21 protein-coding genes and 4 pseudogenes are annotated in these 24,208 nt (G+C 55.2%); 15 read left to right on the top strand and 10 right to left on the bottom strand.

Features of this window, described 5'->3' with window-relative positions; genetic code table 11:
• Window positions 1-27: 27 nt before the first annotated feature.
• A complete protein-coding gene (locus AC1MEW_RS19335) occupies window positions 28-543 on the bottom strand; it encodes an Hcp family type VI secretion system effector (RefSeq protein ID WP_322268594.1) in 516 nt (171 codons plus the stop codon).
• 648 nt (window positions 544-1,191) lie between these two features.
• Between AC1MEW_RS19335 and AC1MEW_RS19330 the strand changes: the two are divergent.
• From AC1MEW_RS19330 to AC1MEW_RS19320, 3 genes and pseudogenes are all read left to right on the top strand, one after another.
• A pseudogene (locus AC1MEW_RS19330) lies at window positions 1,192-1,362 on the top strand (hypothetical protein); the annotation flags it as partial.
• Between the two features lie 67 nt (window positions 1,363-1,429).
• Window positions 1,430-1,852 carry an IS66 family insertion sequence element accessory protein TnpB gene (gene tnpB / locus AC1MEW_RS19325; protein WP_480423202.1) on the top strand — a complete coding sequence of 141 codons (423 nt, stop codon included), beginning with the start codon at window positions 1,430-1,432 and terminating at the stop codon, window positions 1,850-1,852.
• A complete protein-coding gene (locus tag AC1MEW_RS19320) occupies window positions 1,812-2,762 on the top strand; it encodes an alginate lyase family protein (protein WP_480423201.1) in 951 nt (316 codons plus the stop codon). The genes tnpB and AC1MEW_RS19320 overlap by 41 nt, the downstream gene beginning before the upstream one ends.
• A gap of 682 nt (window positions 2,763-3,444) precedes the next feature.
• Here AC1MEW_RS19320 and AC1MEW_RS19315 read toward each other — a convergent pair.
• The 3 genes from AC1MEW_RS19315 to AC1MEW_RS19305 all read right to left on the bottom strand — a co-directional run bounded on the left by AC1MEW_RS19315 (window position 3,445) and on the right by AC1MEW_RS19305 (window position 5,356).
• Window positions 3,445-3,756, bottom strand: coding sequence for a nuclear transport factor 2 family protein (locus AC1MEW_RS19315; protein ID WP_480427393.1), 312 nt, complete (start codon window positions 3,754-3,756; stop codon window positions 3,445-3,447).
• An 80-nt stretch (window positions 3,757-3,836) separates the two neighbouring features.
• A complete protein-coding gene (locus tag AC1MEW_RS19310) occupies window positions 3,837-4,547 on the bottom strand; it encodes a glutathione S-transferase family protein (protein ID WP_322268596.1) in 711 nt (236 codons plus the stop codon).
• A gap of 50 nt (window positions 4,548-4,597) precedes the next feature.
• Window positions 4,598-5,356, bottom strand: coding sequence for an SDR family NAD(P)-dependent oxidoreductase (locus AC1MEW_RS19305; protein WP_322268597.1), 759 nt, complete (start codon window positions 5,354-5,356; stop codon window positions 4,598-4,600).
• Between the two features lie 157 nt (window positions 5,357-5,513).
• Here AC1MEW_RS19305 and AC1MEW_RS19300 point away from each other — a divergent pair, with 157 nt between their 5' ends.
• Complete coding sequence (locus tag AC1MEW_RS19300) at window positions 5,514-6,428, top strand: AraC family transcriptional regulator (RefSeq protein ID WP_322268598.1); 915 nt, start codon at window positions 5,514-5,516, stop codon at window positions 6,426-6,428.
• Between the two features lie 211 nt (window positions 6,429-6,639).
• Here the strand turns inward: AC1MEW_RS19300 and AC1MEW_RS19295 are convergent.
• The 3 genes and pseudogenes from AC1MEW_RS19295 to AC1MEW_RS19285 all read right to left on the bottom strand — a co-directional run.
• Window positions 6,640-6,927: pseudogene (locus AC1MEW_RS19295) on the bottom strand (transposase domain-containing protein); the annotation flags it as partial.
• A 53-nt stretch (window positions 6,928-6,980) separates the two neighbouring features.
• A pseudogene (locus tag AC1MEW_RS19290) lies at window positions 6,981-7,203 on the bottom strand (helix-turn-helix domain-containing protein); the annotation flags it as partial.
• A gap of 13 nt (window positions 7,204-7,216) precedes the next feature.
• On the bottom strand, window positions 7,217-8,782 hold the full coding sequence (locus AC1MEW_RS19285) for a carbohydrate porin (RefSeq protein WP_480423200.1): 1,566 nt from the start codon (window positions 8,780-8,782) through the stop codon (window positions 7,217-7,219).
• Window positions 8,783-8,949: 167 nt separating this feature from the next.
• Between AC1MEW_RS19285 and AC1MEW_RS19280 the strand changes: the two genes are divergently transcribed.
• The 6 genes from AC1MEW_RS19280 to AC1MEW_RS19255 all read left to right on the top strand — a co-directional run bounded on the left by AC1MEW_RS19280 (window position 8,950) and on the right by AC1MEW_RS19255 (window position 15,784).
• Entirely contained in the window at window positions 8,950-10,224 is a 1,275-nt protein-coding gene (locus AC1MEW_RS19280; RefSeq protein ID WP_322270904.1) for an ABC transporter substrate-binding protein, read from the top strand.
• Window positions 10,225-10,245: 21 nt separating this feature from the next.
• A complete protein-coding gene (locus AC1MEW_RS19275) occupies window positions 10,246-11,205 on the top strand; it encodes a carbohydrate ABC transporter permease (protein WP_480423198.1) in 960 nt (319 codons plus the stop codon).
• Entirely contained in the window at window positions 11,202-12,044 is an 843-nt protein-coding gene (locus AC1MEW_RS19270; protein WP_322268600.1) for a carbohydrate ABC transporter permease, read from the top strand. The genes AC1MEW_RS19275 and AC1MEW_RS19270 overlap by 4 nt, the downstream gene beginning before the upstream one ends.
• Before the next feature lie 27 nt (window positions 12,045-12,071).
• A complete protein-coding gene (locus tag AC1MEW_RS19265) occupies window positions 12,072-13,217 on the top strand; it encodes an ABC transporter ATP-binding protein (protein WP_480423196.1) in 1,146 nt (381 codons plus the stop codon).
• Window positions 13,214-14,716 carry a glycoside hydrolase family 32 protein gene (locus AC1MEW_RS19260; protein ID WP_480423195.1) on the top strand — a complete coding sequence of 501 codons (1,503 nt, stop codon included), beginning with the start codon at window positions 13,214-13,216 and terminating at the stop codon, window positions 14,714-14,716. The genes AC1MEW_RS19265 and AC1MEW_RS19260 overlap by 4 nt, the downstream gene beginning before the upstream one ends.
• 75 nt (window positions 14,717-14,791) lie before the next feature.
• On the top strand, window positions 14,792-15,784 hold the full coding sequence (locus AC1MEW_RS19255; RefSeq protein ID WP_323570015.1) for a LacI family DNA-binding transcriptional regulator: 993 nt from the start codon (window positions 14,792-14,794) through the stop codon (window positions 15,782-15,784).
• 225 nt (window positions 15,785-16,009) lie between these two features.
• Here the strand turns inward: AC1MEW_RS19255 and AC1MEW_RS19250 are convergent.
• Both AC1MEW_RS19250 and AC1MEW_RS19245 read right to left on the bottom strand, forming a co-directional pair.
• Window positions 16,010-16,261, bottom strand: a pseudogene (locus tag AC1MEW_RS19250) (DinB/UmuC family translesion DNA polymerase); the annotation flags it as partial.
• A 30-nt stretch (window positions 16,262-16,291) separates the two neighbouring features.
• Window positions 16,292-16,639, bottom strand: coding sequence for a hypothetical protein (locus AC1MEW_RS19245; protein WP_480423193.1), 348 nt, complete (start codon window positions 16,637-16,639; stop codon window positions 16,292-16,294).
• A gap of 469 nt (window positions 16,640-17,108) precedes the next feature.
• Here AC1MEW_RS19245 and AC1MEW_RS19240 point away from each other — a divergent pair, with 469 nt between their 5' ends.
• Together AC1MEW_RS19240 and AC1MEW_RS19235 are read left to right on the top strand one after the other, a co-directional pair.
• Window positions 17,109-17,984, top strand: coding sequence for a hypothetical protein (locus tag AC1MEW_RS19240; RefSeq protein ID WP_480423192.1), 876 nt, complete (start codon window positions 17,109-17,111; stop codon window positions 17,982-17,984).
• Between the two features lie 678 nt (window positions 17,985-18,662).
• Window positions 18,663-18,848, top strand: coding sequence for a ribbon-helix-helix protein, CopG family (locus AC1MEW_RS19235; RefSeq protein ID WP_201257468.1), 186 nt, complete (start codon window positions 18,663-18,665; stop codon window positions 18,846-18,848).
• 68 nt (window positions 18,849-18,916) lie between these two features.
• On the opposite strand, the gene AC1MEW_RS19230 is transcribed toward AC1MEW_RS19235, so the two are convergent.
• A complete protein-coding gene (locus AC1MEW_RS19230; protein WP_201257467.1) occupies window positions 18,917-20,572 on the bottom strand; it encodes a SulP family inorganic anion transporter in 1,656 nt (551 codons plus the stop codon).
• A gap of 141 nt (window positions 20,573-20,713) precedes the next feature.
• Between AC1MEW_RS19230 and AC1MEW_RS19225 the strand changes: the two genes are divergently transcribed.
• From AC1MEW_RS19225 to AC1MEW_RS19215, 3 genes are all read left to right on the top strand, one after another.
• Window positions 20,714-20,944, top strand: coding sequence for a hypothetical protein (locus tag AC1MEW_RS19225; RefSeq protein WP_140893163.1), 231 nt, complete (start codon window positions 20,714-20,716; stop codon window positions 20,942-20,944).
• Between the two features lie 625 nt (window positions 20,945-21,569).
• On the top strand, window positions 21,570-22,814 hold the full coding sequence (locus AC1MEW_RS19220) for a malic enzyme-like NAD(P)-binding protein (RefSeq protein ID WP_201257466.1): 1,245 nt from the start codon (window positions 21,570-21,572) through the stop codon (window positions 22,812-22,814).
• Between the two features lie 302 nt (window positions 22,815-23,116).
• Complete coding sequence (locus tag AC1MEW_RS19215) at window positions 23,117-23,878, top strand: YoaK family protein (protein WP_201257465.1); 762 nt, start codon at window positions 23,117-23,119, stop codon at window positions 23,876-23,878.
• Window positions 23,879-24,208 lie beyond the last annotated feature (330 nt).

The following is a 24,208-nucleotide window of genomic DNA, read 5'->3' as shown; positions in this document are numbered from 1 at the left end:
CCGAGGCGGTACAACAATCAGCCGTAATTAAACGACTGGAGAACGCCAGTCATCAGAACCCGAAGTACCAGAGACTTCGTGAGTCCAAGTGATTTTGCGGTAGGTGAACTGCACTTCTTCCAGGTGCGTGAAGTGGGAGTTCGACGGATCCTGGCAGTTGTGCATTTTGTTGTTGATGGCGACGATGATCGCGTCTTCCAGTTTGGTGGTGTAGTAGTGCTCTTGGGTACCTTGAGCCGAAGTGCGGTACCACTGGATAACGATTTCGCTCATGCGCTCGCCGGAGGTCAGCGCGGCTTGCAGCAGTGGCGAAGCCTTGTCGTAGACCTTGGTAATCACAACTGGTTTGTGAACGCGCTGACCGGTTGGTTGGCCGGACTGTGGGTCACGCGGGATGATCACGTCGTGGCTGAACGCCTGAACCATGACCTGGTCTTCGTGACCTTCCTGGTAGGTGTTGCCAACCGAGTCGGCAGTGAACGCGCCGGCAGTGATCAGACCTTGTTTCTCGCCAGTAACAGACATGTACGCTGGTGTTGCCATAAGTGCTCTCCTTGCTGATGGATGGGGGCGCTGGTAAGTGAAATTACCTGACAGGCGGCCAATTGCTATCAAAAAGTGCGCCAACTTTTATCGAACCCTTATAAACCAAGGGTTTGGTGATATTTTTCCGAACAACCGGCGAAATTGGCGAAGGAATCTATCGAAAAGTGCGCAAGAAGTTGCGCAGTGGTGTGCAAGAAGTTGCGCACTTGGCTGGAAGCCTTGAAATACTTGGGGTGTAGAGATTTATTGAGGGAAAATGACGGGGCAAGTGCGCAAGAAGTTGCGCACTTCCGAAATGACCTGTCGACTCTTCTCGCGGATGACAAAAATCCTAACGAAAAGATGGTCAATGGTTTCCGGCAGAAGCTACTTTTTGTTGTGACTACAATACCAAGGGCGATTCAGCCAGGACTCGACCGTGTCTGTCCGATTTATCTGATCTCATGCTGCTACGCCGTCCTCATCCACCGAGGAATCGCAATGCCAAATTCAGACCTACGTAAGCGTCCGACCAACACCCCGTCCTGACCCCAACGCTTAGGGCGATGGTGTCCAGTTAAATTGATCGCCATGCGCCAATGAACCTCTTATCCCAAGCCCTTCAAAGCCCAAGTCGTCCAGGAGTGCCTACAACCGGGCGCCTCTGTTGCCAGCCTCGCGATGAATCACGGCATCAACGCCAACGTCGTGCGCAAATGGTTGCCGCTTTACCGCAATCAACAGATCCCTGACTTGCCCGCTTTCTTACCGGTGAAGCTGGAACCAAAAATTCAGAACGAGAAGTCCGTCAGCATCGAGTTGCCATGTGGGCAATGAATGATGACCGTGAAATGGCCGGCCTCCGACTCTGATGGCTGTGCCGATTTGTTCGTGGACTGACGCAATGATCCGCATCGATTCCATCTGGCTCGCCACCGAGCTCATGGACATGCGCGCCGGCACTGAAACCGCGCTGGCGCGGGTCGTGGCGGTGTTCGGTGCGGCGAAGTCGCACTGTGCTTATCTGTTTGCCAACCGCCGCGCCAATCGGCTGGGCGCCCATTTAATCACCCAAGGTGTGATGGGCGCACGCTTACACTTTTTTGACCGGTCTGGTGATAGGGTCGAGGAGGCTAGCTTTGTCATATCGAAAAACACTTGTTTTTCGACAGGTTTGATTCTGTTGTTTTCAGGAGAACTCGATGATCAGACGACCGATCATAAATCGGCTTCTCATAGCAGTAACCATTCTGGTGAGCGCACCCGGTATGGCGGCACCTTGGTGCGTGAACGCAAAAGCCGAACGGCTTCTGCCGTTGCGCAATGAGGTTAAGAAAAACTTGTCGCCTGAATCCCGGGCCGTCGAACGCGTTCATACCGAAGGGACATTGCCACATCAGGGCATCTGGGATCAGAGCGTCGAGGCCAAGAAAGACTGGCCCGTCATGCGCGACTTGGCTCTGTTGTGGCAAGAGCAGCGCAAGCTAGAAGACTTGGCAGCACTCTCGCGCTTACTCACCGACTGGGGCACACGGTACCAACCCAGCTTCAATCCGATCGACGAGACCGATCTGGATGCCTACATCGATGCCTATGCGGTTACCCGCGACGCATTGGCGCCGCCAGTGCGTCGCATTGCGCAGCGGTTCATCCGGCAGCTTGGCGAAGGCTACCTCTACCGGATGGAACACGACTTCAAGCCTAACGATGGTCGCTGGATCAACAATTGGAACTCACATCGCGTGAAGCTGGCGACGCTGGCGGCTGTGGCGTTGGACGACGAGGCGATGTTGGCACGGGCACGTACGCAATTCATTTCGCATCTCGGTCGCAATCTCCGCAAGGATGGCTCGACCGTGGATTTTGAAGACCGCGATGCCCTCCACTATGTGGCATACGACTTGGAGCCGCTAACACGAGCTGCCTTGGCGGCGCGTCTACACGGGGAGAATTGGCTTGACCTCAAGGGTTCGACAGGCGTGAGTGTATCGGATGCGCTGGACTGGCTCGCCCCCTACGCGAAAGGCGATAAGACACACGAGGAATTCGTGCATTCACGCGTCAAATTCGATTATCAGCGCCGAGATGCGGGGTTAGCCGGGTATTCAGGTGTCTGGAATACCGAGCTATCGTCCAACCTCTATGCGATGGCTACAATTCTGGATCCTAAATATGCCGCTATATCCCAACGGTTGAGCCCATTAGGCGGTTGGATGGCAGCCTGCTGGGGCCGTTAGCGCTGCGGTAACGGAGGTGGGACACAGCGCCGTTGCTGACCCTTCTGCCTGCCGTTTGGGTGTAGCTCTCAACGGAACGAAAGCCGGCAACGCCACTGGCGGCTGATCTCGGTAAAGCGGTAGCCACTTGCGGATCACAGATAAACGGGCCATTCAAATACGAGCCACGGAAGCGGGTGAAGAGCTGTATCAGAAAATCCGAATCGACCTGGTAGCCGAAGAGAGCGTGATGATCGCGAATCTCTCACCGGAGGTCAGAAAAGCCTCCGTAGCACTTATCAAACAGCTCACCAGGGCGGTGGAAATCAGCAGTGGTCTAGTAAAAAGCTGCTGCCCCACTCCATCGAAGGTCAGCTGCTCATAGCGCGATCATTGCAGGGTTTGCTCCCACTCAGGTTTCGCTATCGAGCACGTGCGCAAGGAGGTAGAGGCCGGAACCCACACTCAATCATGCTGCGTAGCTCAAGAACGAAGTCATGACATTCGTCCCGGTTGCCTCCCCCTCCGATTCAATCCATCGATACCCCTTCGTGTTTTCCTGCTGATACGCTACCCCTTTCCATGGAGGAATCGAGATGCCTAATTCAGACCTACTCCCTTCACTGCTATTCAAATCAACGAAAACCAGCTCGCGCTTGAAGCCGCAATTATGGAACTCTCAAACTGGGTCGAGCAGCGTGGATCAGCCGATTCCCATTACCGTTGGCGCTCCGACCTCGCTGCCATCAGCGCGTTCGAACCTATCCAGGCGTTCGGTGAGCACCTTGCTACCGTCAGCGTCGATGGCAAGCATTTCAAAGCGCACCGTAGCGATGCCCGAAGCCTTCTCAAGCGCATCAATGAACGCAATCGCTTCATCGATCCCGGTAGTGGTGGCCACACCTTCATTGACCCAAACCGTGCTGGGCGTGAACCAACGCCGTATGGCAACCCTACCGCCATCTTCAGGATAAGCAGCAAAAAAAGCGGTGACACTCTCAATTGGTGTTGGCATTGAGGTGTCCTCTATCAAATGAAATGAGGTATAGCGGCGACAACGCTTTCCTGCAGTGGATCTCCGGAGTATCTGAGATCCTATCTACTCAAGCCTGCCACAAGGTCGTTACGTATCGAACCTGAAAGCAGTGCCTGCTGGTTAACGAGATGCTGCTGGAGTCGATTGGCGTAATCGTCTTCCACGGCAGACATGACACTTGGCCTGTCTGCCAATGAAGATCGCCACGCCGATACGCGGGGAAGATCGTTGAAGATCGGCTGGGAGACGACTGGGCTCAGCAAGTCGAAGTATCGAAAAATAGGCGCAAACACCGCATCGACCATACTGAACGCTGATCCTGAAAAATAGGGTTCTTGATCAAGCTTACCCTCAAGCTGATGCAATTTATATCGAAGGGCGGCCCTCCTGATACCAGCTATAGCGAGATCCTGGGCATTGAGGAACTGCCAAGCATCGGCGAGCACCGCCACACCGAACTCCACCCATGCACGCTGTTGTGCGCGGGCGAGCGCGTCGTCGGAATACAGGCTGACACTACCCTTCGTTTCGTTGAGATACTCGCAAATGGCCGTGCTCTCGAACAGTATCGTGTCTGCCCTATCTTGCAGCTCCACCTTGAGTAAAGGCACCTTTCCCATTGGCGAAAGCGCCAGAAACCAGTCTGGCTTGGCAGAGAGGTCGACGTTGATCCTCTCAAAGGGCACATGTTTTTCCAGGAGCACGATAGCTGCTCGTTGAACGAACGGGCACAGAGGATGGCTGATGAGTGTAAGTTGAGCATGCGGCATGGGGGGGCTCTCGAAAGGGCAGCGACGGGATAGAGTGAATCCGGCTGTGGCTACAGCAATTGCCCGCCCGAGATATCAAAAGTCGTCCCGTTAGCCCAGGCCATGTCATCGGAAAGGATGGCGGCTACCGCACCGCCGATGTCGTCCGGCAGGCCCACACGCCCCAGCGCGATGCCCTGTGCAACGTAGGCGTTCACATCCTTGTTGTCGCGCACTGCACCACCGCCAAAATCGGTTGCGATGGCGCCCGGTGCAATTGCATTCACCCGAATTTGGCGCGAACCCAGTTCTACGGCCATGTAACGGGTGAGCACTTCAACTGCGGCCTTCACCGCCGCGTAAAGGCTGTACCCCGGTAATGTAAAACGCACGAAGCCGGAGGAAACGTTCAGGATGCGACCGCCGTCTTCCAGGAGCGGTAACAGCTTCTGAGTCAGGAAAATCGGGCCGCGAAGGTGCGTGGCGACCAATGAGGCAAACTGCTCCTCGGTCGCGTCAATGAAGTTCGAAAACAGACCATTGCCGGCATTGTTGACGAGGAAGTCGAAGCGCTCGCGACCGAAGTCGGCCTTCAGGACATTAGCCACTGCGCTCGAAAAATCCTTGTAGCTGGCGGTATCGGTGATGTCGAGCGCAAGCATAGCCGCCTTGCCGCCCTGCGCTTCGATTTCCCGGATAAGCGATTCCGCTTCTGCTGCGCCGCTGCGATACGTGCCAATGATGTATATGCCGCGTTTGGCGAGGTGAATAGCCATATTGCGGCCAAGGCCACGGCTGGCGCCTGTAATGAGTGCGATTTGATTGGTCATGGGTTGTCTCTGCTGATTTAGGCACGCCTTTTGGCGCTTTGTTGACCTACCCAAGATAAGCAATAACCGGTTTGCACCCCACGCCCAATAATCTCAATTTATTGCCTGATTGTATCAATCAGCTTGCGTGGTGAATTGCCGTCGGCATAATCACTCCATGACCAAAGATCTAGCTCCGCACCTTGATATAGCTCTGCGCACTTCGCCACCGGGCTTGACTGCCACACGGATCCCGCGTGTAGACATCTGTGTCGGACAAGGCTCTACAGATAAGGCACCGTGCCTATATCGCTCGATGATCTGCTTCATCCTGCAAGGCTCGAAGCGCGTCGCGCTTAACGACCGTCTTCTGAGCTACGACAGTGAACAGTATCTCATCAGCGCTCTGGATCTGCCTCTGATCGGCCAGATTCTTGACGCTGAAGACGGACAGCCCTACGTTGCGGTATCGCTCGTGCTGGATCCGGCCATACTGGCGGAGCTGGCGGCGAACATGCCGCCGGTTCGCGAGAGTTTACATACAGGAATTGGCATCACGATTAATCCGATGACCGCTTCGCTTCGCGATACGTTACTGCGCCTATTGTCATTGCTCGACACGCCTGCCGATATCCCTGTTCTCGGCCCCATGGTTGAACGGGAATTGCTTTATCGTCTTCTACTGGGCCCTCAGGGGCGGCTGCTGCGGCAGATTGCGCAACCCGATGGCGCACTTGGCAGTATCCGTCGTGCTGTCGCCTGGATCAGGGACAATTACAACACTCGACTTCGCATCGAGGCGTTGTGTGATGTAAGTGGCATGAGCCGGGCGAGCCTGCATCGCCACTTTCTGTCGATGACAGGCCTCAGTCCAATCAAGTATCAGAAGCAGCTTAGATTGCAGGAAGCCCGCCAGCTATTGCTTGCTGGCGAGCATCGCGCGTCAGATGTGGCATTCGTTGTCGGCTATGAAAGCGCATCACAGTTCAGCCGCGAATACGTACGGCAGTTCGGTGCTTCGCCTGCCCGCGACGTGCGCGCGATACGGCAAGCGATCACTGGCGAGGCTGCTCAAAATGAATTCAAGGCTTGATATCCGTTAGTGAAGCAGGCCACGACTAATTAGCTGGTTATGTTAGGCACGATTAATTCGAAGTCCTATCGCCAACCGGCGTTCCGAGACTCTGTCTACTCGCACATTGAGGTCTAGCTCCAGTCGCAGTCCTTTCACAAAAATTGGAGTGAGTTCCATAGGCGTTACTCAAGAGGCTGAAAAGGTGATTAATCGTATGCGCGCTCGGGTATCAAGCCTTGCGTAAGTAGATAGGTTGCCACCTGTGTGGCAGCAATTGATAGATTTCACTCGCCCGCTGCGTAGGTAGGCTCGTGAGAACATCCTTCAGATACACATACGGATCGTGCCCATTGAGACGCGCAGATTGGATCAAACTCATGATCGCTGCCGCCCGTTTGCCGCCGCGTGACGACCCTGCGAAGAGCCAGTTCTTGCGCCCAAGAGCCCATGGCCGGATCTGGTTTTTGGCCCAATTGTTGTCTACGGGTACAGCCCCGTCATCAAGGTAGCGCGACAGCTTTGTCATAGGGATAACTGCTGGCTGATCAGCTTCGACCGGTAATCACTCACTCAATGCGCATTGGTGAAAGGCAGGGATCGATGAGTACCGTTTCGATTGAATAATCGTCATCGCTGTTCCGCGACGATATTCGCTCGGTGTCTGTTCCTTTTCGATGCGAAAGTGTCTGTTGAAGTTAGAGAGATTTTCATAGCCAACCTCAAAGCAGATTTCTGCAACCGACATTTCTGTTTGCAACAACAGCCTGCAGGCGCGCTGAAGGCGTGTTGGCCGGCGCGTTCAAATATTAAAACCAGGTTTCCATTTGTATACCGTATTGCCATACACCTCCGGCGTTGAAGTCCGTCTTGCCGAAGGAGTCTGAGGTACTGTATCTGTCCAGATCGGAAGACCAATTCATGAAGCTTGCGAACACTCGCAATTCGGGACGTGTGAGAAGGTCTCCAACGTCAAGTTTGAATGTCGGGGCAACCGTGAATTTCCAGAAGTTACCGTCGACCGCATTACGTTGTAGATAGCCCTTGGGGTCGAGGTTCATGGTTTGCCAGCTCATTTCGTAGGCCATCTCGAAGTTGCTGTTGATTGTGTTAGCCAATCGCACGTTCAGGGTCAGCCAGCGGTAGTCGTCACCCTTGACGTATCTATTCTTGCTATGTTCGGCCAGCAAGCTGGGCCCGATACGCCAGTCAGGCGCAAGGGGTGTCTCGCCGTAAAGTGCCAGACGCAGAGCGCGGGCATCGTCAATCAGTTCACCATCCGAGCCGACGTTCTTGACCTCTGCTCCCAGACCTTGCCCATAGAGCAGCGCCGTTTTGAAGAAGCCTTCTCTGCCGAAAAAGTTTTTCTGGTGATTGGCCAGCATGCTGTGCAAGCCGGATTCCGCAGGCGTCAGACCTGCTTCATTGGTGCGGGTACCGAAATCGTTTTTCTTTGCGCCGATGCCATTGAACATCCACTGCCACTGACCATCCTCGAAGAACTGGTTGGAGGTCAGGATGTAGCTCGCCACATCGGCATTAACACCCCCTTGACTGAAATCCCCGTAGCTACGCCCAATCAAGGAGTAATTCGAGCGCCAATTCTTGTTCATCTGCACATCGTAGATTCCCCCGCCGGTGCCGGCCAGAAAGACGACGTCCGAGTCCAGCCAGTGAATATCGAAGTTATCCCGATCAAATCGCTTACCCGCCCACAGGGTAGAGTTCTCGAACACTGAATTGCCCTTGAACGCAGCGACATGGTCGAGCGCTGTGAATACCTGACGCACGTTCAGTTTGCTTTCATCGGCCGTCCAGTCATTGGAGCTTTCCACACCGTCGGCGATGGAGACCGTGAATTTGGAACGGGTGCCATTCTGCGCATAGATTTCTTTCGACAGGTCTATACGCATGTAGGTGTCGTCTTCGTTACCGAGTCGCCCGACGGCACCACCAACCGAGCCGGCCGGAGTTGTATAAGGGCCGCCACGGCCACCACCAAGCCCCTCGTCGATCAGCAATCCAGAGCGGGCATAGCCGTTGAAGCTGAACCCATCAGCGAGGTTTGAAGTGCTGGCCTGTTTTTCCATGCTTTCCTGGCGGGCTTCGAGTTTTGCCAGTCGGGTGTCCAGAACGGGATTCGTTGCCTGGGATACAGTGGATGCAGCGGGCTGCAAAGCGGGAGTGGCGAGTTTGATCTGCTGCAATTCCCTCGCAAGTGCCTGGGTTTGCTGCTCGGCTGCGGCCGCACGCTTTTCCGCTGCGCTGGCACGGGCTTCAAACGCGCTCATGCGTTCCTCCAGAGTGTCAGCCTGAGAGGTTGCCGCCGAGGTGCTGAGCACGCCTGCGAGTAGCCATCTTGATGCTTTCTGCATGTGGATTTCCCTGTTTTGTTTTTATTGTTTTGTTCCAGCGACAGACCGTTTTTTCGTGAGTTGTGAATTGTCCAAATCGACAAAAAAAAGCTGCCTCATCGCAAATACGCTGCTAGATTGAGCGTGTTAACGTTAACTTTTCTAAAAACAAAAATAAAGAGGGCTTTATGAAACGGCTAAAAACTCTCCTTCCAGCAGCGCTACTCACCCTCTGTGCCGGACTTCCATCTGTCTCGAGCGCAGCCGATTTGACGATCTCATGCGGTGCGGTGGGTGCAGAGTTACAACTCTGCAAGGAGGCTGTCGAGGCGTGGTCAAAACAGACCGGCAACAATGTCGAGGTGGTTTCCACGCCTAACTCGGCGACCGAGAGGCTGTCGTTCTACCAACAGATCCTCAGTGCGCAGTCCACCGACATCGACATCATTCAAATCGATATGGTGTGGCCGGGGATGCTGGCCAAACATCTGATGGATCTGCGAGAGGTGCTTCCAGCCAACGCTACCCAAGGCTACTTCCAGTCACAGGTCGATAACGCCACGGTAAACGGACGGCTGGTGACGATGCCGTGGTTCACCGACTCGGGTCTGCTGTATTACCGCAAGGACTTGCTCGAGAAGTACAACAAGCAGGTTCCCCAGACGTGGGAGGAAATGACCGCTACCGCCAGGGATGTTCAACAGGCCGAACGCAACGCCGGTAACCCCAATGTGTGGGGTTACATATTTCAGGGACGCGCCTACGAGGGCCTGACCTGTAATGCGCTGGAGTGGATCAGCAGCCAACCGGAAGGCGGACTGGTCAATCCACGAGGAGACATCGTGGTCAACAGTCAGGCCTCAAGAGCTGCTTTGACCCTGGCGAAAAGCTGGGTGGGAGACATATCCCCGCGTGGCGTGCTCAATTACACCGAGGAAGAAGGACGTGGCGTATTCCAGTCGGGAAATGCGCTGTTCATGCGTAACTGGCCTTATGTCTGGGCCCTGGTGCAAAGCCAGGACAGCGTCGTAAAAGACAAGGTGGGGGTCGCTCCCCTACCCCGAGGCGGCATGACCGGCACCCATGCATCCACCCTCGGTGGATGGGGTCTGGCGGTTTCGCGCTACAGCGCCCATCCAAAACTTGCCGCAGAGCTCGTGAGCTACCTGACCAGTGCCCAACAGCAAAAACATCGTGCTCTGGCAGGCGCCTATAACCCGGTTATCGAGTCGCTGTATCAAGATCCCGAACTGCTTGCGGCTATGCCTTATTACAGTCAGCTCCACAGCATTCTCAACGACGGGGTCATGCGCCCCGCCTCGATAACCGCCGATCGCTATCCACGGGTCTCCAATGCGTTCTTCGATCGAGTGCATGGCGTGCTGGCGGGTGAGTTGCCTGTCGATCAGGCGCTGGCCGAACTGGAAAGTGAACTCACCCGCATCAAACGCCGGAACTGGTAAGCCACAAGGAAGGAAATCACCATGTCTGTCTCTACTACTGCCCCCTGTGACGAGCACCTGCTCACCAGGGAAACGCCCGTACAGCGTCGCCGAGTTCACGCCGCCTGGCTGTTTCTGACACCGATGTTGCTGTGTCTGGCCCTGGTGGCGGCCTGGCCGCTACTGCGCACATTCTGGTTCAGCCTGACCGACGCCAGTCTGGCGGACACGAGTGGCGGCTCCTTCGTAGGCTTGAGCAATTATTTGTTCCACGACGGTTCCAACTGGTCGGGCATTCTGGTCGATCCACAATGGTGGAACGCTGTGCGCAACACGTTGCATTTCACCGTGGTGTCGGTGGGACTGGAAGTCGTGCTAGGGCTGCTGGTGGCGTTGCTGCTGAACATCAAGTTCACCGGCCGTTCCCTGGTGCGTGCGTTGATTCTAATTCCCTGGGCGATTCCTACCATTGTCTCGGCGAAGATCTGGTCATGGATGCTTAACGACCAGTTCGGCATCATCAATCATCTGATGCTGAGCCTCGGCCTGATTGACGCTCCTCTGGCCTGGACGGCAGATGCGGATCTGTCGATGTGGGCGGTCATCATCGTCGACGTCTGGAAGACCGTACCTTTTGTCACGCTGCTGATGCTGGCGGCCTTGCAGATGTTGCCGAGCGATTGCTACGAAGCCGCCAGGGTCGATGGCATTCATCCGCTGCAAGTGTTCTGGCGTGTCACGCTTCCACTGTTGATGCCTGCATTGCTGGTGGCGGCGATCTTCCGCATCCTCGACTCCCTGCGGGTATTCGACGTTATCTATGTGCTGACCTCGAACTCTTCGAGCACCATGAGTATGTCGGTCTATGCCCGCCAGCACCTGGTGGAGTTCCAGGACGTTGGCTATGGCAGCGCGGCCTCAACTCTGCTGTTTCTGATCGTTGCGGTGATCGCCATGCTTTATCTCTACCTCGGACGCCGTCAACTGGAGGTTCGCTCATGAGCCAGCGTCTACTCAAAAAAGCGCTGTTGCGCCTCGGGTTCTGGTGCCTGATCGGGATTTTGCTGCTGTATGCGGTCTTCCCTTTCTACTACGCCATCGTGACTTCGCTGAAGCCATCCAGCGCTTTGTTCGAGGTGAGCTATTGGATCGATAGTCCCGACTTCTCCAATTACGCGGCGGTACTCCACCAATCCTCATTCCTGAGAGCTATCGGTAACTCGTTGGTGGTTGCGCTTTGCGTGGTGACGCTGGCGCTGTTCCTCAGCCTGACCGCCGCCTATGCCTTGGGCAGGGTGAAGTTCCGTGGGCGTGGCACGGTATTGATGATGGTTCTTGGCGTCTCGATGTTTCCCCAGGTCGCTGTACTGTCGGGGCTGTTCGAAGTGATCCGCGCCTTGGGTCTGTACAACACGTCTTGGGCGTTGATCCTGAGCTACACGATTTTCACCCTGCCCTTCACCGTCTGGGTGCTGACCACGTTCATGGGGCAACTGCCCCATGAACTGGAAGAAGCGGCAATCATGGATGGCGCGTCCCCATGGGTCACGCTTACCCGTGTGCTGTTGCCGCTGCTCTGGCCCGCACTGGTCACCACTGGCTTATTGGCCTTTATCGCAGCGTGGAACGAGTTCCTGTTTGCCCTGACCTTCACCCTCACAGATACGCAACGCACGGTGCCGGTCGCCATCGCCTTGATTTCCGGCGGGAGTCCCCATGAGCTGCCTTGGGGGCCGTTGATGGCCGCTTCGGTGCTGGTCACCGTCCCACTGGTGATTCTGGTGCTGATCTTCCAGCGCCGAATCGTTTCCGGTCTCACTGCCGGCGCGTTAAAGGGTTGATGCCCAACAAATACAAGGAACAGCATCGTGATTAAATTGAAGCTAGGCAATGTGAACAAACAATTGGGCGGCGTGCGGATTCTTCGCGACGTCAGCCTGGAGATCGCTGCGGGTGAATTCGTGGTGTTCGTTGGCCCTTCGGGCTGCGGAAAGTCGACCCTGCTGCGACTGATCGCCGGACTGGATTCGATCTGCGGCGGCGACCTGCTGATTGATGGGCGAAGGGTCAACGACCTGGAACCACGCGAGCGTGGCGTCGGCATGGTGTTTCAGTCTTATGCGCTGTACCCGCACATGAGCGTCTACGACAACATCAGCTTTGGCCTCAAACTGGCCAAGACTGAAAAAAGCAGCCTGCGCGAGCGGGTGCTGAAAACTGCACAAATCCTGCAATTGGACAAACTGCTGCAACGCAAGCCAAAAGAACTGTCTGGAGGGCAGCGTCAGCGTGTCGCCATGGGCAGAGCCATGGCGCGGGAGCCGGACATTTTGTTGTTCGATGAGCCGCTCTCCAACCTGGATGCATCCTTGCGGGTGCAGATGCGCAACGAAATCGCCCGGCTGCATGCCAGACTGGGCTCAACCATGATCTACGTTACTCACGATCAGGTGGAAGCGATGACCCTGGCCGACAAAATTGTCGTGCTCAATGGCGGTCGCATAGAGCAGGTTGGCTCGCCGCGCGAACTCTATGAACGCCCCGCCAGCCGGTTTGTCGCCGGTTTTCTGGGCTCGCCCAGAATGAACTTTCTGGCGGCGCGCCTGCATGCCCCAGGCGAAACCAGCCTGGTTGATACCCCGGTTTTGGGTATGACCTCCCTGCCCTTCGACAGCTCAAACCTGGCGGCGGACACTCCGCTGAGCCTCGGGGTTCGCCCGGAGCATGTATCGCTCAACGCGGCGGATGGAACCGTCGGCGTCATCGTGACCGGGGTCGAATACCTGGGCAGCGAAACCTATGTGCACCTCGATACCGGGCAGGACGATCCACTGATCTGTCGTTGTGAGGTCAACGCCGGATGGCAGGTCGGCGATCGGGTCGAGCTGCAGCTGGACATCGGTAATCTGCACCTGTTCGACGCCGACGGCTCGGCCTTGAGGCGCCCCCCACAAGCCATTGAAACCCGGCCAGATGGAGTCTCTCTGCGCCCGGTACGAGCAGGCGCCCTATGACCTTGTCCTTGAATTCCATGAGTGATCCAATGTCTTCTTCCCTTGACCTTGCGCAGCGTGCACTGAGTGACGGCCTGTCTCGCGTCATCCACGATTATCGACCCGGTTATCATATTGCTCCCCCGGCAGGCTGGATGAACGACCCTAACGGGGTGGTGTACTTTCGTGGCGAATATCACGTTTTCTATCAACATTACCCCTTCGAGGCGAAATGGGGGCCGATGTATTGGGGGCATGCCAAGAGTGCCGATCTGGTTCATTGGCAGCATCTGCCCATTGCGCTGGCACCCGGCGATGACTTCGACCGTGACGGTTGTTTTTCCGGTAGCGCGGTGGTGTGTGGAGATACCCTGGCACTGATCTACACCGGGCACACCTGGCTGGGGGACGCGGGTGACGAACGCTCGATCCGTCAAGTCCAGTGCCTGGCCACCAGTATCGATGGTATCCGCTTCGTCAAGCATGGCGCAGTCATCGAGACCGCGCCGCAAGACACGATCATGCACTTTCGTGACCCCAAGGTATGGAAGGAGGATGACTGTTGGTACCTGATTGCCGGCGCACGTCTGGGCGATATACCGCTGCTCCCGTTGTACCGTTCCACGGATCTGCACGCCTGGGAGTTCCTTGACTATGTGTCCGGCGGCAGCGAGGGCGATGGCTATATGTGGGAATGCCCGGATCTGTTTCGACTGAACGGACGCGATGTACTGCTGTACTCCCCCCAAGGCATGCAACCCCAAGGTTACGAACGGCTCAACAAGTACCAGACTGGTTATCGAGTGGGCCGACTCGATAGCGAATGGCACTTCACTGGCGGGCCTTTTATCGAGCTGGATAACGGCCACGATTTCTATGCAGCGCAAACGCTACTGGCCGCCGATGGTCGGCGACTTTTATGGGCGTGGCTCGACATGTGGGAAAGCCCGATGCCGAGCAAGGCCCATCACTGGTGCGGCATGCTCGGTTTACCGCGCGAACTTGAACTGCGCGCAGATCGCCTTTGCGTGTATCCGGCACGGGAGCTCACCGCTCTACGCAAGGCGCCATTGCCGGACACGCCCTGGTGGGATGAGTCGGGAACCCGGTGGGTACCGGAAGTGAAAGGCGATATGCTCGAAATCCATGTGCATCTGGATTTGCTCGGCTGCACCGACGGCCACCTGGGAATCGCCTTGCGCTGCAGCGACGATGGCCATGAAGAAACCCTGCTCTACTACGACGCGTCGCTACAGCGTCTGGTGCTTGACCGTAGCCGCTCGGGTGCGCAAGCCACAGGTCAGCGCAGCGTGTCGATAGACCCAACACAAGGGCGACTCGAACTGCGCGTGTTCCTCGATCGCTCGTCCATCGAGGTGTTCGACGAAAACGGGCGCTTCAGCCTCAGTAGTCGCCTCTATCCGCAGCCCGGCAGTCTGGGCGTGAAGCTCCTTGCAAGCGGGAGTGGCGGGCGTGTCTCCATTCCAAGGGCGTGGCCACTCGCCTCGGGATGGCTATGAGCAGCGTCATTCGAATCGCGAGAAGCGCAGGCCATGTGTCATGATTCTGCCTCAAGCTGACCGGTTTCGCCTCGTATGACTTCAGTGAAAGACGTTGCACAGCTAGCCGGCGTGTCCCTGATGACGGTTTCTCGAGCGCTCAACAATCCGGAAAAATTGAGCCCCGAAACCTATCAACGGGTGCGTCGCGCCATTGACGAATTGCAATTCGTGCCGAGCCTATCGGCGCGAAGGATTCGCGGCGACAACCTCCAGACTCGAACCATCGGTGTGTTCGCGTTGGACACCGCAACAACACCGTTCGCCGTCGAGCTGCTGCTGTCCATCGAACAGACCGCGCAGCAAGCAGGCTGGAATGTATTTATCCTCAACCTGTTAAGCAACCCGCCCACCGACCAGAACATCGACCTGATGTTATCGCACCGTCCCGACGGGTTGATCTTCAGCGCCATGGGGCTGCGCCAGGTGTGCATTCCCGAGCGATTGAAGAGCACCCCCCTAGTACTCGCCAATTGCCTGGCGGATGACAGTCGCCTGGTCAGTTATGTGCCCGACGACGAAATGGGGCAGTATCGAGCCGTACATCACGCACTGAGTCAAGGCTATCGGCGCCCTCTGTTTATCAATCTTCCAAAACAGAGCCTGGCCTGGGGGCTGCGACAAAGAGGCATACAGCGTGCCTGTCAGGCATTCGGGCTGTTACCTGGCGCACTCCTGCAATATGATCTTTCCGATCATGACGCCTATGGTGAAACCGCAGCCATCCTCGAACGGCACATCATTGATAGTCGTCCCCAATTCGATATTCTGATCTGTGGCAACGACCGTATTGCTTTTTGTGCCTATCAGGTGTTGTTGGGCCGCGGGCTGAAAATCCCCAATGATGTCGCCGTGCTCGGCTATGACAACATGATCGGTATCGCTGAACTGTTCATCCCACCGCTGACAACGGTACAACTGCCGTACTACGAGATCGGTCGCAAGGCTGCCCGGCACCTGATCGAAGCCCTCGACGTATCAGGAGCCCAGCCAGTTGGTTGTCCATTGGTTGCCAGGGCATCGCTATAAAGGATTAGTTAATTCGGGGAAATCCGCGATCAATTATCCAGCCACCGGTAGCACTACAGGGGGCTAGCATTTTCTGTTGTATTTTGATCAAGAATCAGGCTTGGCCAAGGTATCGTTAGCCGATGCACATTACCCGGACACCACAGGATTTTTCGGTGACGTGGGAATCTTCGATGTCACTGAACAACTCACTCGGCGCGGATGGCCTGTAGAGGAGCGGCCTCTAACCAGGAGCACCTCGGCTTTGCTGTATTTGAAGCCTGGTCGGAAGACCCTATCCACCGCGTCCACCGCAGCTTTTGTCATCAACCGAACGTCGTCCGTTGGATAGGGCAATTCCACCAGAACGCCATTGGCGTACTTCGCTTCCTCGGGATTGAACATCCCGGTTCGAATGCTCACCCGAATTTTCTTACACAACGACTGCTAGGCCCGAAGCTTCTCTGTGGCGTGCATCATGTACGTGGCGATCGCCTCCTAGATCAGTGCAGTTTCGCTCGGCGCCTTCTACAGCCCCAGATCTCGACCCAACTGATCCGCTTTCATTTCTTCGGTGGCCTGCCCCGCCTCCATAAGATGCAATTGCAAATGGCCTCGCAAATGCATATTCAGATGAGACCTGAGCTCAACGTAGCCTGCAGTTGGCCCTGCATAGATACCACGACGTTTCAGCACCTCACGTAGCACCCTGATGCTATCCACGCCAATCCCTGAGGCGTGCAGTCTCAGGAGAGGATCGTACCCAGGATTTCTCCTGAAACTGTCGACCCCCTTTTCAATCAGTCGTACAAACGCCGCCGTTTCACATGACTGCTGCGCCAAGCGCCAAACCTTCAACTCAATCTCATCTTCCATTTGCTCTCTCCAGTTCATACGCGGACTCCGCTCACGCGAAAGTTGTCCGACACGGGTATTTTTTTAAAAAAATGACTCGTTGTTTGAAATCAAACGGGAAAGCAGCGGCTTACGCCGCTAAGGGACGACTTTGCTATGCCCCTAGGGCAGCCATACATCAGCGTCAGCAGGATACATCGCAAGAAAGGGCCAAAAGCAGAAGCGCTGAATAAGCAAAAACCCCACACCGTTTCCTCAGCAGGATCGGCGGTAGGTGGGGCGCTGAGATCGCTGCTTTTTTGTTGTCCTCAAATATAAAGATCCGTCGCTCGAAAATTTTTTCAAGGGGCGAAAAAAAATAAATTTTCGTAAAGCCTGAAAAAAGGAAGGCGATACAGCTGCAGACACGCTTGCGACCGCGTCATTGGGGCCTCCCAACAACGAGATCGCTCGCTATCCATTGTTGTTCAGCTTTTCCGGAATCGATTACATGACAGAAGTGAAACCTCCTACTTTCAAGCAAGCATTGAAAAAAAATCTAAAACGCATCCTCTCCCACTGGCCCCAGTTGACCGTCTTCCTGGGCGGACTCGGCACGTTGCTGGGGATTTACACGATATCGACCTACACGACTGCCATCGGTCGTCCTGACCTGATGGCGGCAGCGCTTGCCGCGAAGTCAGATCTGGTTACGTGGCTAGCTATTGTGGCTCTCGTGGTAACCGCTTACTTCGTGGTACTGATGACCACCGGCATTCTCTTTGGTCTTTCGGTTTCATTGTTCAACGATAGCCCTAATCTCCAACCCGAGATTGTGAAGGTGCTTTTCTGGCCGGTGTTGCTGGGCATAGCAACGCTCATGGCTTTGGTATTTGAAGCGCCACATTTGGACGACAGCGATCGGTTGGCTTTCTTGGTAGCGTTCGTAGTGATCACGATTCCAGCATTGCATCTCAGTCCAAAATTCAGACTCGCTTTGGACTTGTGCGCGACGTCAGCAGCGCCTGGAAAACCGAACAGCAAAGCATCCCGCATCTTCCTGCTAACCATGCTGGCCTTTGTACTTGTCGCTGCCGCTGTATCGGCTGTGCTCCCTGTCAGCCTCATACTTAGGGCCTACACCGGTGAAGACTCGCCCGAGGCGCTCATCAAACTCATGCTCATATCGATATTTTCCGCTGGCCTGACACTGATGCCCGCAATGGTTTTTTATGTCAGTAAGGCCGATCTGTTCAAACGGATATCGCAGTGCATCGCTCTGGCCTTTGCGATCTTCGTGATTGTCATCGGCGTATCACCTGGAGGCACGCAGACCATCGTCTACTCTTCAGCTTCCCTCATGGTCACCATCCTCATAAGCTCGTAACAAACGATCTGCACGGCTTTAGAGTGCATCGAGCAAATGGTCATTCTGCAGTTGTACTGCACTATCACTTCCACTGAATCAGTGCGAAGTTAGCAGAACGGCCCTTTTTCTTATGAGCTCCGTTTGATGAGCACTAGAGCAGCTTGCAACCTGAATATATTCATATTTATCAGTGAATTGCCGCTCTTGTGTACATATCACATCGCCCATAAGTTAAATCTTGTATCTGGGTGGAGCTTCTCACATAGGTGTCCATTTCCCTACCGTCTCCGAGCACTCCGAACTAAATCTTTGTTTTTTCGGGAAGTAAAACGTGGAATTTAAAACCCTGCCCTAGAAATGAATAATCGGATGGGCCTATCGCGCCTACGTCGCCAACCTTTAGTGCGGCGAGGCTCGCCGACGACCCCGTCGCCTGGTTGCGCTAGTCGCCCAAAATCATAGTTTTGTCGGGTGCTGTGGCCAGGACGGCAATTGATTCGGGCGACGCCAGAATCAGTTTCCCTACACGCTCCCCGTCCATCTACCCCTTCCTTTACCCGTTTCTGGTAGACCTATCGTCGCCACTTTCTGGTCACGGTCAATCCAGTTAACTGTAACGAACCTAACCGGTGACAAATAAATCTTCGACCATTATAATTTGATTAACATTGATCGTTTTAGGGTACAGACAATTCCATGGAAAATAAGACTGCACGATTAACTGTGCTCATTGATCCCGTCAAGAAAAAGGCCCTTGAGGAGCTCTGCGCGTCTCAGGATCTGACGCCCTCTCAGGTCGTTCGTCAGCTTATTCGGGACTATCTGGAGACGCACGGCGTGTCCTACGCCACCAAAAGCAGAACTGCGTCCAATGGTAAGTGATTCATCTGCGCATGAGCGGGTACGACGAATGCCTGCTCATCGCTCCTTCTACTCTCTGCACCTCATCTCTAGCCCTGGGGCTTGTCGACCTCAGCGTAGCTGCCCAGTGCACCACTGAAGTCAGCATGATAATGCTGTGAGCCGAGTGCCTGAAGTACCCCTGCCTTGTCGAGCTTGCCAAGGACTTTTTCGTTGGCTTCACACAACTTCACGACGATGCTGCGTTTGCGCAACTGCTCAATAACTTCGAGCAGCGTTTGTAAGCCCGTGATATCCATGAACGGCACCCGTTTCAGGCGAATAATCAACGTCCCAGGATCGGTGTGCGTCTGAGCCAAAACGCGCTCAAAGGTTTCTGCTGCGCCAAAGAACAGAGGCCCCTCAATGGTGTAAACCAAAACACCAGGTGGAAGATGTACATGCCCATTTATGCGCAACTCCGCCTCCAGCTCTTTTTCGACCATTAACTGCACCTCTACAGATGAAGCCATCCGACGCATAAACTGCAGCATGGCGAGGATGACCCCGATATTCACTGCAATCGCCAGATCGCTGAAAACGGTCAGGCTGAAGGTGATTAAAAGGATCGCAACGTCCGCTTTTGGGGCTCGTTTGACCATGCGTTTGAAGTGCTTCAGTTCGCTCATGTTGTAAGCGACCACAAATAAGATCGCGGCCAACGCGCACAGCGGGATATCCGAAGCCAGAGGTGCCAGGAAGAGGATCAATAAAATCAACGTGACGGCGTGCGCAAAACCCGCAATGGGGCTATTGCCACCATTTCGGATGTTGGTCGCTGTTCGAGCGATCGCGCCTGTCGCAGCAAAGCCACCAAACAGAGGAGTGACCAGGTTGGCAATGCCTTGTCCGATTAACTCCTGATTGGAGTCATGTTTGGTGCCGGCCATCCCGTCGGCGACAACAGCAGACAACAGCGACTCGATCGCCCCCAGCATCGCAATCGCGAACGCAGGACCAATCAATTCAATGATCTGCGGCAGCGTTATTTCAGGAAGGCCCATTTTTGGCAGTCCTTGAGGAATCCCTCCGAATGCACTCCCGATCGTTGCCACGCCATCGAATTGAAAACAGGAATTCAACGCCGTCACAACGGCCATGGCAATCAGAGGACCAGGAACACGCCTTACGCCTGGTACTTTAGGCGCGAGTATCACCAACAGCAGGCTCAAGAGGGCTAACAGGGTCGTGGGTACATGGAGGCCGGGCAGCGCCTGGATGAGGTGCCAAAGCCGCTCATGAAAATGGTCGCCACTAATTTTCGGCAACCCCAAAAAGTCTTTCCACTGCCCGACCCAAATGATCACACCGATGCCGGCGGTGAACCCAACGATCACGGGATCAGGAATGAACTTGATAAGTGCACCAAGCTTGGTGATGCCGAGCAGTAACAATATTGCGCCCGCCATCATTGTCGCGATCTGCAAGCCATCAACGCCGTACTTGGCCGTTACGCTGGCCAGAATGACGATGAACGCCCCGGTAGGGCCGGCGATCTGTAGTCGACTCCCGCCGAACAGCGAAACCAATAGACCACCCACAATCGCCGTGTAGATCCCCTGCTCCGGCTTGACGCCCGATGCGATGGCAAATGCCATGGCCAAGGGTAGCGCCACAACGCCGACGATGACCCCTGAGACGATATTTCGAAGCCAATGCTTGGGCCCTAACAAGCCTGCTTTCCAAGCTTCCCGTATCGCAATCATGACTAGCCTCGCTTTGGTACCATGTGCATACTATTCACACGTAGTGATAATAGCAAAGCAATTGGCCTAGCCTCTTACGACACCAGCGACACTGTAGATACGGTGTCGAGAGCGCATAAACATATGCCCGGAGCCCCCCGAATGAAACGCGAAGACGTCAAAACCAAACACGGTGAAGGCATGCACTTTGACACGCATGTGATAGCCAACCCGGCCAACACACACGAATGGATCATTCTTTTCAAAAAGGAAGCAGGAAGAAGCTATTTTCTGGTCAATGACAACGAGGAAATTGAGTCATTTGGACGCCTCGATGAACTGATCCATGAGCTTCGAGAGCTGGGTATCAAGTCCGCCGAAGTTCATTTCTGATGGTTCCACTCAGGGCGTTTGATCATGTCAATAAAGGTTGCGTAGTTGTCCGGCCAGAGCGAAGCGCTTTGGTCTGTTTGTTTCGGCAGCCGCAACATCCAATTTCGTACTGAGCAGGGGGTAAAGGCCCATGCCGCCACTTTGAAAGAAAGAATCGACACGCTCCATCCCTTCCCGCGAACTCACCACGCCTCTCACAGCCAGGACCGCTGACCAATGCTGATCCGGGGCATTTCCCTCCATTGGACAGGCTAGACGTTTGGCTAACAGGAACAGAACACCAAGCCTGCTCCCCTTTCGCTCCCTGCTATTTTGATTACCGCGATCACTTGAGCCACGCCCATAACTTCAGCATCTTGACGCTGGGGACATTCGAGCGCGCAAAAAAATGGCCACACGAGGTGGCCTAAGACGGGTTCAAGCATAGGAGGATCTCTATTGACCACCAGATACAGGCCCGCCCTGAAGTCTTAGGGTCAATAGAGTGGGTCCGCTGGCTGACAAACCCCTTCATCAGCAGCGTTCAGCCGGCAATTTGTGCCTGGTCTCGGGGGCAGGACTTCGTTGCCTTGCATTATAATAATGTTAACATGCAGTTGTAATCAACGTCTAATTAGGGGCTCGCATGACTACCGACTTCAAGAAGGCTGCACTGGATTACCACGAATTCCCGACTCCTGGGAAAATCAGCATCGCGCTGACCAAGCCTGCCGACACAGCCGCCCAACTCGCGCTGGCCTACAGCCCGGGCGTAGCGGAGCCCGTACGCGAAATTGCGAAGAATCCAGAGAATGCCTACCGCTTCACCGGTAAAGGAAATCTGGTGGCCGTAATCACCAACGGCACGGCCATTCTGGGCCTCGGCAATCTAGGCCCCTTAGCCAGCAAGCCGGTCATGGAAGGCAAAGCATTGCTGTTCAAGCGTTTTGCCGGAATCGATTCGATCGATATCGAAGTCAATGCCGAGAGCTCCCAAGCCTTTATCGATACAGTCGTGCGCATTGCCGACACCTTTGGCGGCATCAACCTGGAAGACATCAAAGCGCCTGAGTGCTTTGAAATCGAAGAAGCACTGATCGAACAGTGCAGCATCCCAGTCTTCCATGACGACCAACACGGTACTGCCATCGTCACTGCCGCCGGCATGCTCAATGCACTGGAGATTCAGGGCAAAACCCTGGGGAATGCGAGAATTGTTTGCCTCGGCGCCGGTGCAGCCGCCACTGCCTGCATGCGCCTGCTGCTTAGTCTTGGCGCTCAAAAAAGCAACCTATACATGGTCGATCGTGTCGGTGTTATCCACTCCGCTCGGGAAGGCCTCAATCAATACAAGGCACAGTTCGTTAACGACGGTGGCCCTCGTACGCTGATGGAAGCCATGACCGGTGCTGACGTGTTTGTCGGCCTGTCTGGAGCCAATCTCCTCCCGGCAGAAGCACTGGCAGCGATGGCACCTAACCCGATCGTGTTTGCCTGCTCGAACCCGGACCCTGAAATCAGTTACGAGCTGGCCATGGCCACACGTGATGACCTGATCATGGCAACCGGTCGCTCTGATTACCCGAACCAGGTCAATAACGTGCTGGGCTTTCCGTTCATTTTCCGCGGGACGCTGGATGTTCGCGCAACCCGGATCAACGAAGCGATGAAAATTGCTGCGGTGGAGGCTCTGCGCCAATTGGCCAAAGAGCCGACACCGGTGCAAGTGCTGCAAGCGTTCAACGTCGATAAGCTTGAGTTTGGCCGCGATTACATTCTCCCCAAAGCGCTCGATGCTCGCCTGCTCGGAGCAATAGCCGGTGCAGTGGCCAAGGCCGCTATCGACACCGGCGTTGCGAAGCTGCATTACCCGGCGCACTACCCGCTTTAAGCAGACGTCAATCATGCAGATGTGCCGCAGTTGCACGACCTGTTTCACGGTTGGCAGCTGTCGCACCTGGGGTTGTCCAGCCGCTGCACCTCCTGAATATCGACAGTCCGCCTTTTTGCAAAATTACCCGCTTTTGGCCGATCGCCAAGTGAAGCTTTCGCGATCCCCGTCTACTTCCCCGGCAGGTAATCAGCACTCAACTCAACGAGCTGACCCGTCTAAATCGCGAGAACCTGGTGATATCAGATATGCATAATCGGTTGGCTTTTTGCCCCTCCTTCCCTTGGAACAGGGGCGAATAAATGCCGATCAAATATGTCAGGAGCCTCACCGGGCGAAGGCGTACCACAGCCGCAAACCGACATCTTGGGTTTGCCTTGGCCTTCGTCGCGGGAGCAATCAACGCTGGCGGTTTCCTGGCGGTGCATCAGTACACCTCACATATGACAGGCATCGTCTCTTCGATGGCAGACAACAGTGTACTGGGAGCCTACGATCTGGTGCTTGGTGGCGCCGGCGCATTGTTGTCCTTTCTGGTTGGGGCCGCGTGCTCTGCGGTCATGGTCAATTACTCCCGACGCAGACGGTTGCACAGTGAGTTTGCAGTGCCCCTCCTGTTCGAAGCCTTTCTGCTTATCTGCTTTGGCTTTCTGGGTGCTCAACTATCCACAGTGGATGGTTTGTTCGTGTCCGTCACCGTGATGCTGCTGTGTTTCATCATGGGACTACAAAACGCGGTGATCACCAAAATTTCCAAAGCCGAAATCCGAACGACTCACATCACCGGCATCATCACGGATATCGGTATCGAGTTTGGAAAACTGTTTTATTGGAATGCCGTCAGCACATCGACCCATCCAAAAGTTCTCGCCAATCGGACCCGGCTCAAAATACTGATACTGCTGGCGCTGAATTTCTTCTTCGGCGGCGTGATGGGGGCATTTGGGTTCAAGCACATTGGTTACATCTCAACGGTACCGCTCGCGATGGTGCTGGTGACGCTGGCAATTGTGCCTGCCTTTGACGACGTCAGGCTTTTTGTCCGCCGCGTCATGCGAAAGTGAGCCAATGACTTTTGCTGAGCGCGTCTGCCGCATAACAATTAACATTGTATGTTAATGTTATGCGCATACTCGGTGGAGCAGTGACAGCACGCTTGATCCGGTAGCTCGCCCCGTAACAGCAGCATCCTTGAGTAGTTCTGTGCGGCGCGAGACCTGACACCCGTCTCAGGACGCCCGTCATTTGATCCGCGATGACCTGCGCAGTCACGGCGCGGAGGATGAAACACAGCACACTGGCGCGGTGAAAGCCGTCAGACAGTCAATGCCTATCAGCAGACTCGTGACACCAGTCTCAATGACCCAATCAATACAGCAGGCTGACAAAGCTCT

It is taken from the genome of Pseudomonas sp. ASL4, from assembly GCF_056680395.1.
Note: the sequence above shows the minus strand (reverse complement) of the source record. Positions and strands in the feature narration are given on the sequence as shown.

What these genes read in the sequence shown, in the direction of transcription:
- AC1MEW_RS19255 (WP_323570015.1), top strand. Translation starts at nt 14,792, where the DNA reads ATGACTTCAGTGAAAGACGTTGCACAGCTAGCCGGCGTGTCCCTGATG.
- tnpB (WP_480423202.1), top strand. Translation starts at nt 1,430, where the DNA reads ATGATCCGCATCGATTCCATCTGGCTCGCCACCGAGCTCATGGACATG.
- AC1MEW_RS19305 (WP_322268597.1), bottom strand. Translation starts at nt 5,356, where the DNA reads ATGACCAATCAAATCGCACTCATTACAGGCGCCAGCCGTGGCCTTGGC.
- AC1MEW_RS19310 (WP_322268596.1), bottom strand. Translation starts at nt 4,547, where the DNA reads ATGCCGCATGCTCAACTTACACTCATCAGCCATCCTCTGTGCCCGTTC.
- AC1MEW_RS19315 (WP_480427393.1), bottom strand. Translation starts at nt 3,756, where the DNA reads ATGCCAACACCAATTGAGAGTGTCACCGCTTTTTTTGCTGCTTATCCT.
- AC1MEW_RS19280 (WP_322270904.1), top strand. Translation starts at nt 8,950, where the DNA reads ATGAAACGGCTAAAAACTCTCCTTCCAGCAGCGCTACTCACCCTCTGT.
- AC1MEW_RS19270 (WP_322268600.1), top strand. Translation starts at nt 11,202, where the DNA reads ATGAGCCAGCGTCTACTCAAAAAAGCGCTGTTGCGCCTCGGGTTCTGG.
- AC1MEW_RS19335 (WP_322268594.1), bottom strand. Translation starts at nt 543, where the DNA reads ATGGCAACACCAGCGTACATGTCTGTTACTGGCGAGAAACAAGGTCTG.
- AC1MEW_RS19240 (WP_480423192.1), top strand. Translation starts at nt 17,109, where the DNA reads ATGACAGAAGTGAAACCTCCTACTTTCAAGCAAGCATTGAAAAAAAAT.
- AC1MEW_RS19285 (WP_480423200.1), bottom strand. Translation starts at nt 8,782, where the DNA reads ATGCAGAAAGCATCAAGATGGCTACTCGCAGGCGTGCTCAGCACCTCG.
- AC1MEW_RS19275 (WP_480423198.1), top strand. Translation starts at nt 10,246, where the DNA reads ATGTCTGTCTCTACTACTGCCCCCTGTGACGAGCACCTGCTCACCAGG.
- AC1MEW_RS19230 (WP_201257467.1), bottom strand. Translation starts at nt 20,572, where the DNA reads ATGATTGCGATACGGGAAGCTTGGAAAGCAGGCTTGTTAGGGCCCAAG.
- AC1MEW_RS19220 (WP_201257466.1), top strand. Translation starts at nt 21,570, where the DNA reads ATGACTACCGACTTCAAGAAGGCTGCACTGGATTACCACGAATTCCCG.
- AC1MEW_RS19225 (WP_140893163.1), top strand. Translation starts at nt 20,714, where the DNA reads ATGAAACGCGAAGACGTCAAAACCAAACACGGTGAAGGCATGCACTTT.
- AC1MEW_RS19260 (WP_480423195.1), top strand. Translation starts at nt 13,214, where the DNA reads ATGACCTTGTCCTTGAATTCCATGAGTGATCCAATGTCTTCTTCCCTT.
- AC1MEW_RS19300 (WP_322268598.1), top strand. Translation starts at nt 5,514, where the DNA reads ATGACCAAAGATCTAGCTCCGCACCTTGATATAGCTCTGCGCACTTCG.
- AC1MEW_RS19245 (WP_480423193.1), bottom strand. Translation starts at nt 16,639, where the DNA reads ATGGAAGATGAGATTGAGTTGAAGGTTTGGCGCTTGGCGCAGCAGTCA.
- AC1MEW_RS19215 (WP_201257465.1), top strand. Translation starts at nt 23,117, where the DNA reads ATGCCGATCAAATATGTCAGGAGCCTCACCGGGCGAAGGCGTACCACA.
- AC1MEW_RS19235 (WP_201257468.1), top strand. Translation starts at nt 18,663, where the DNA reads ATGGAAAATAAGACTGCACGATTAACTGTGCTCATTGATCCCGTCAAG.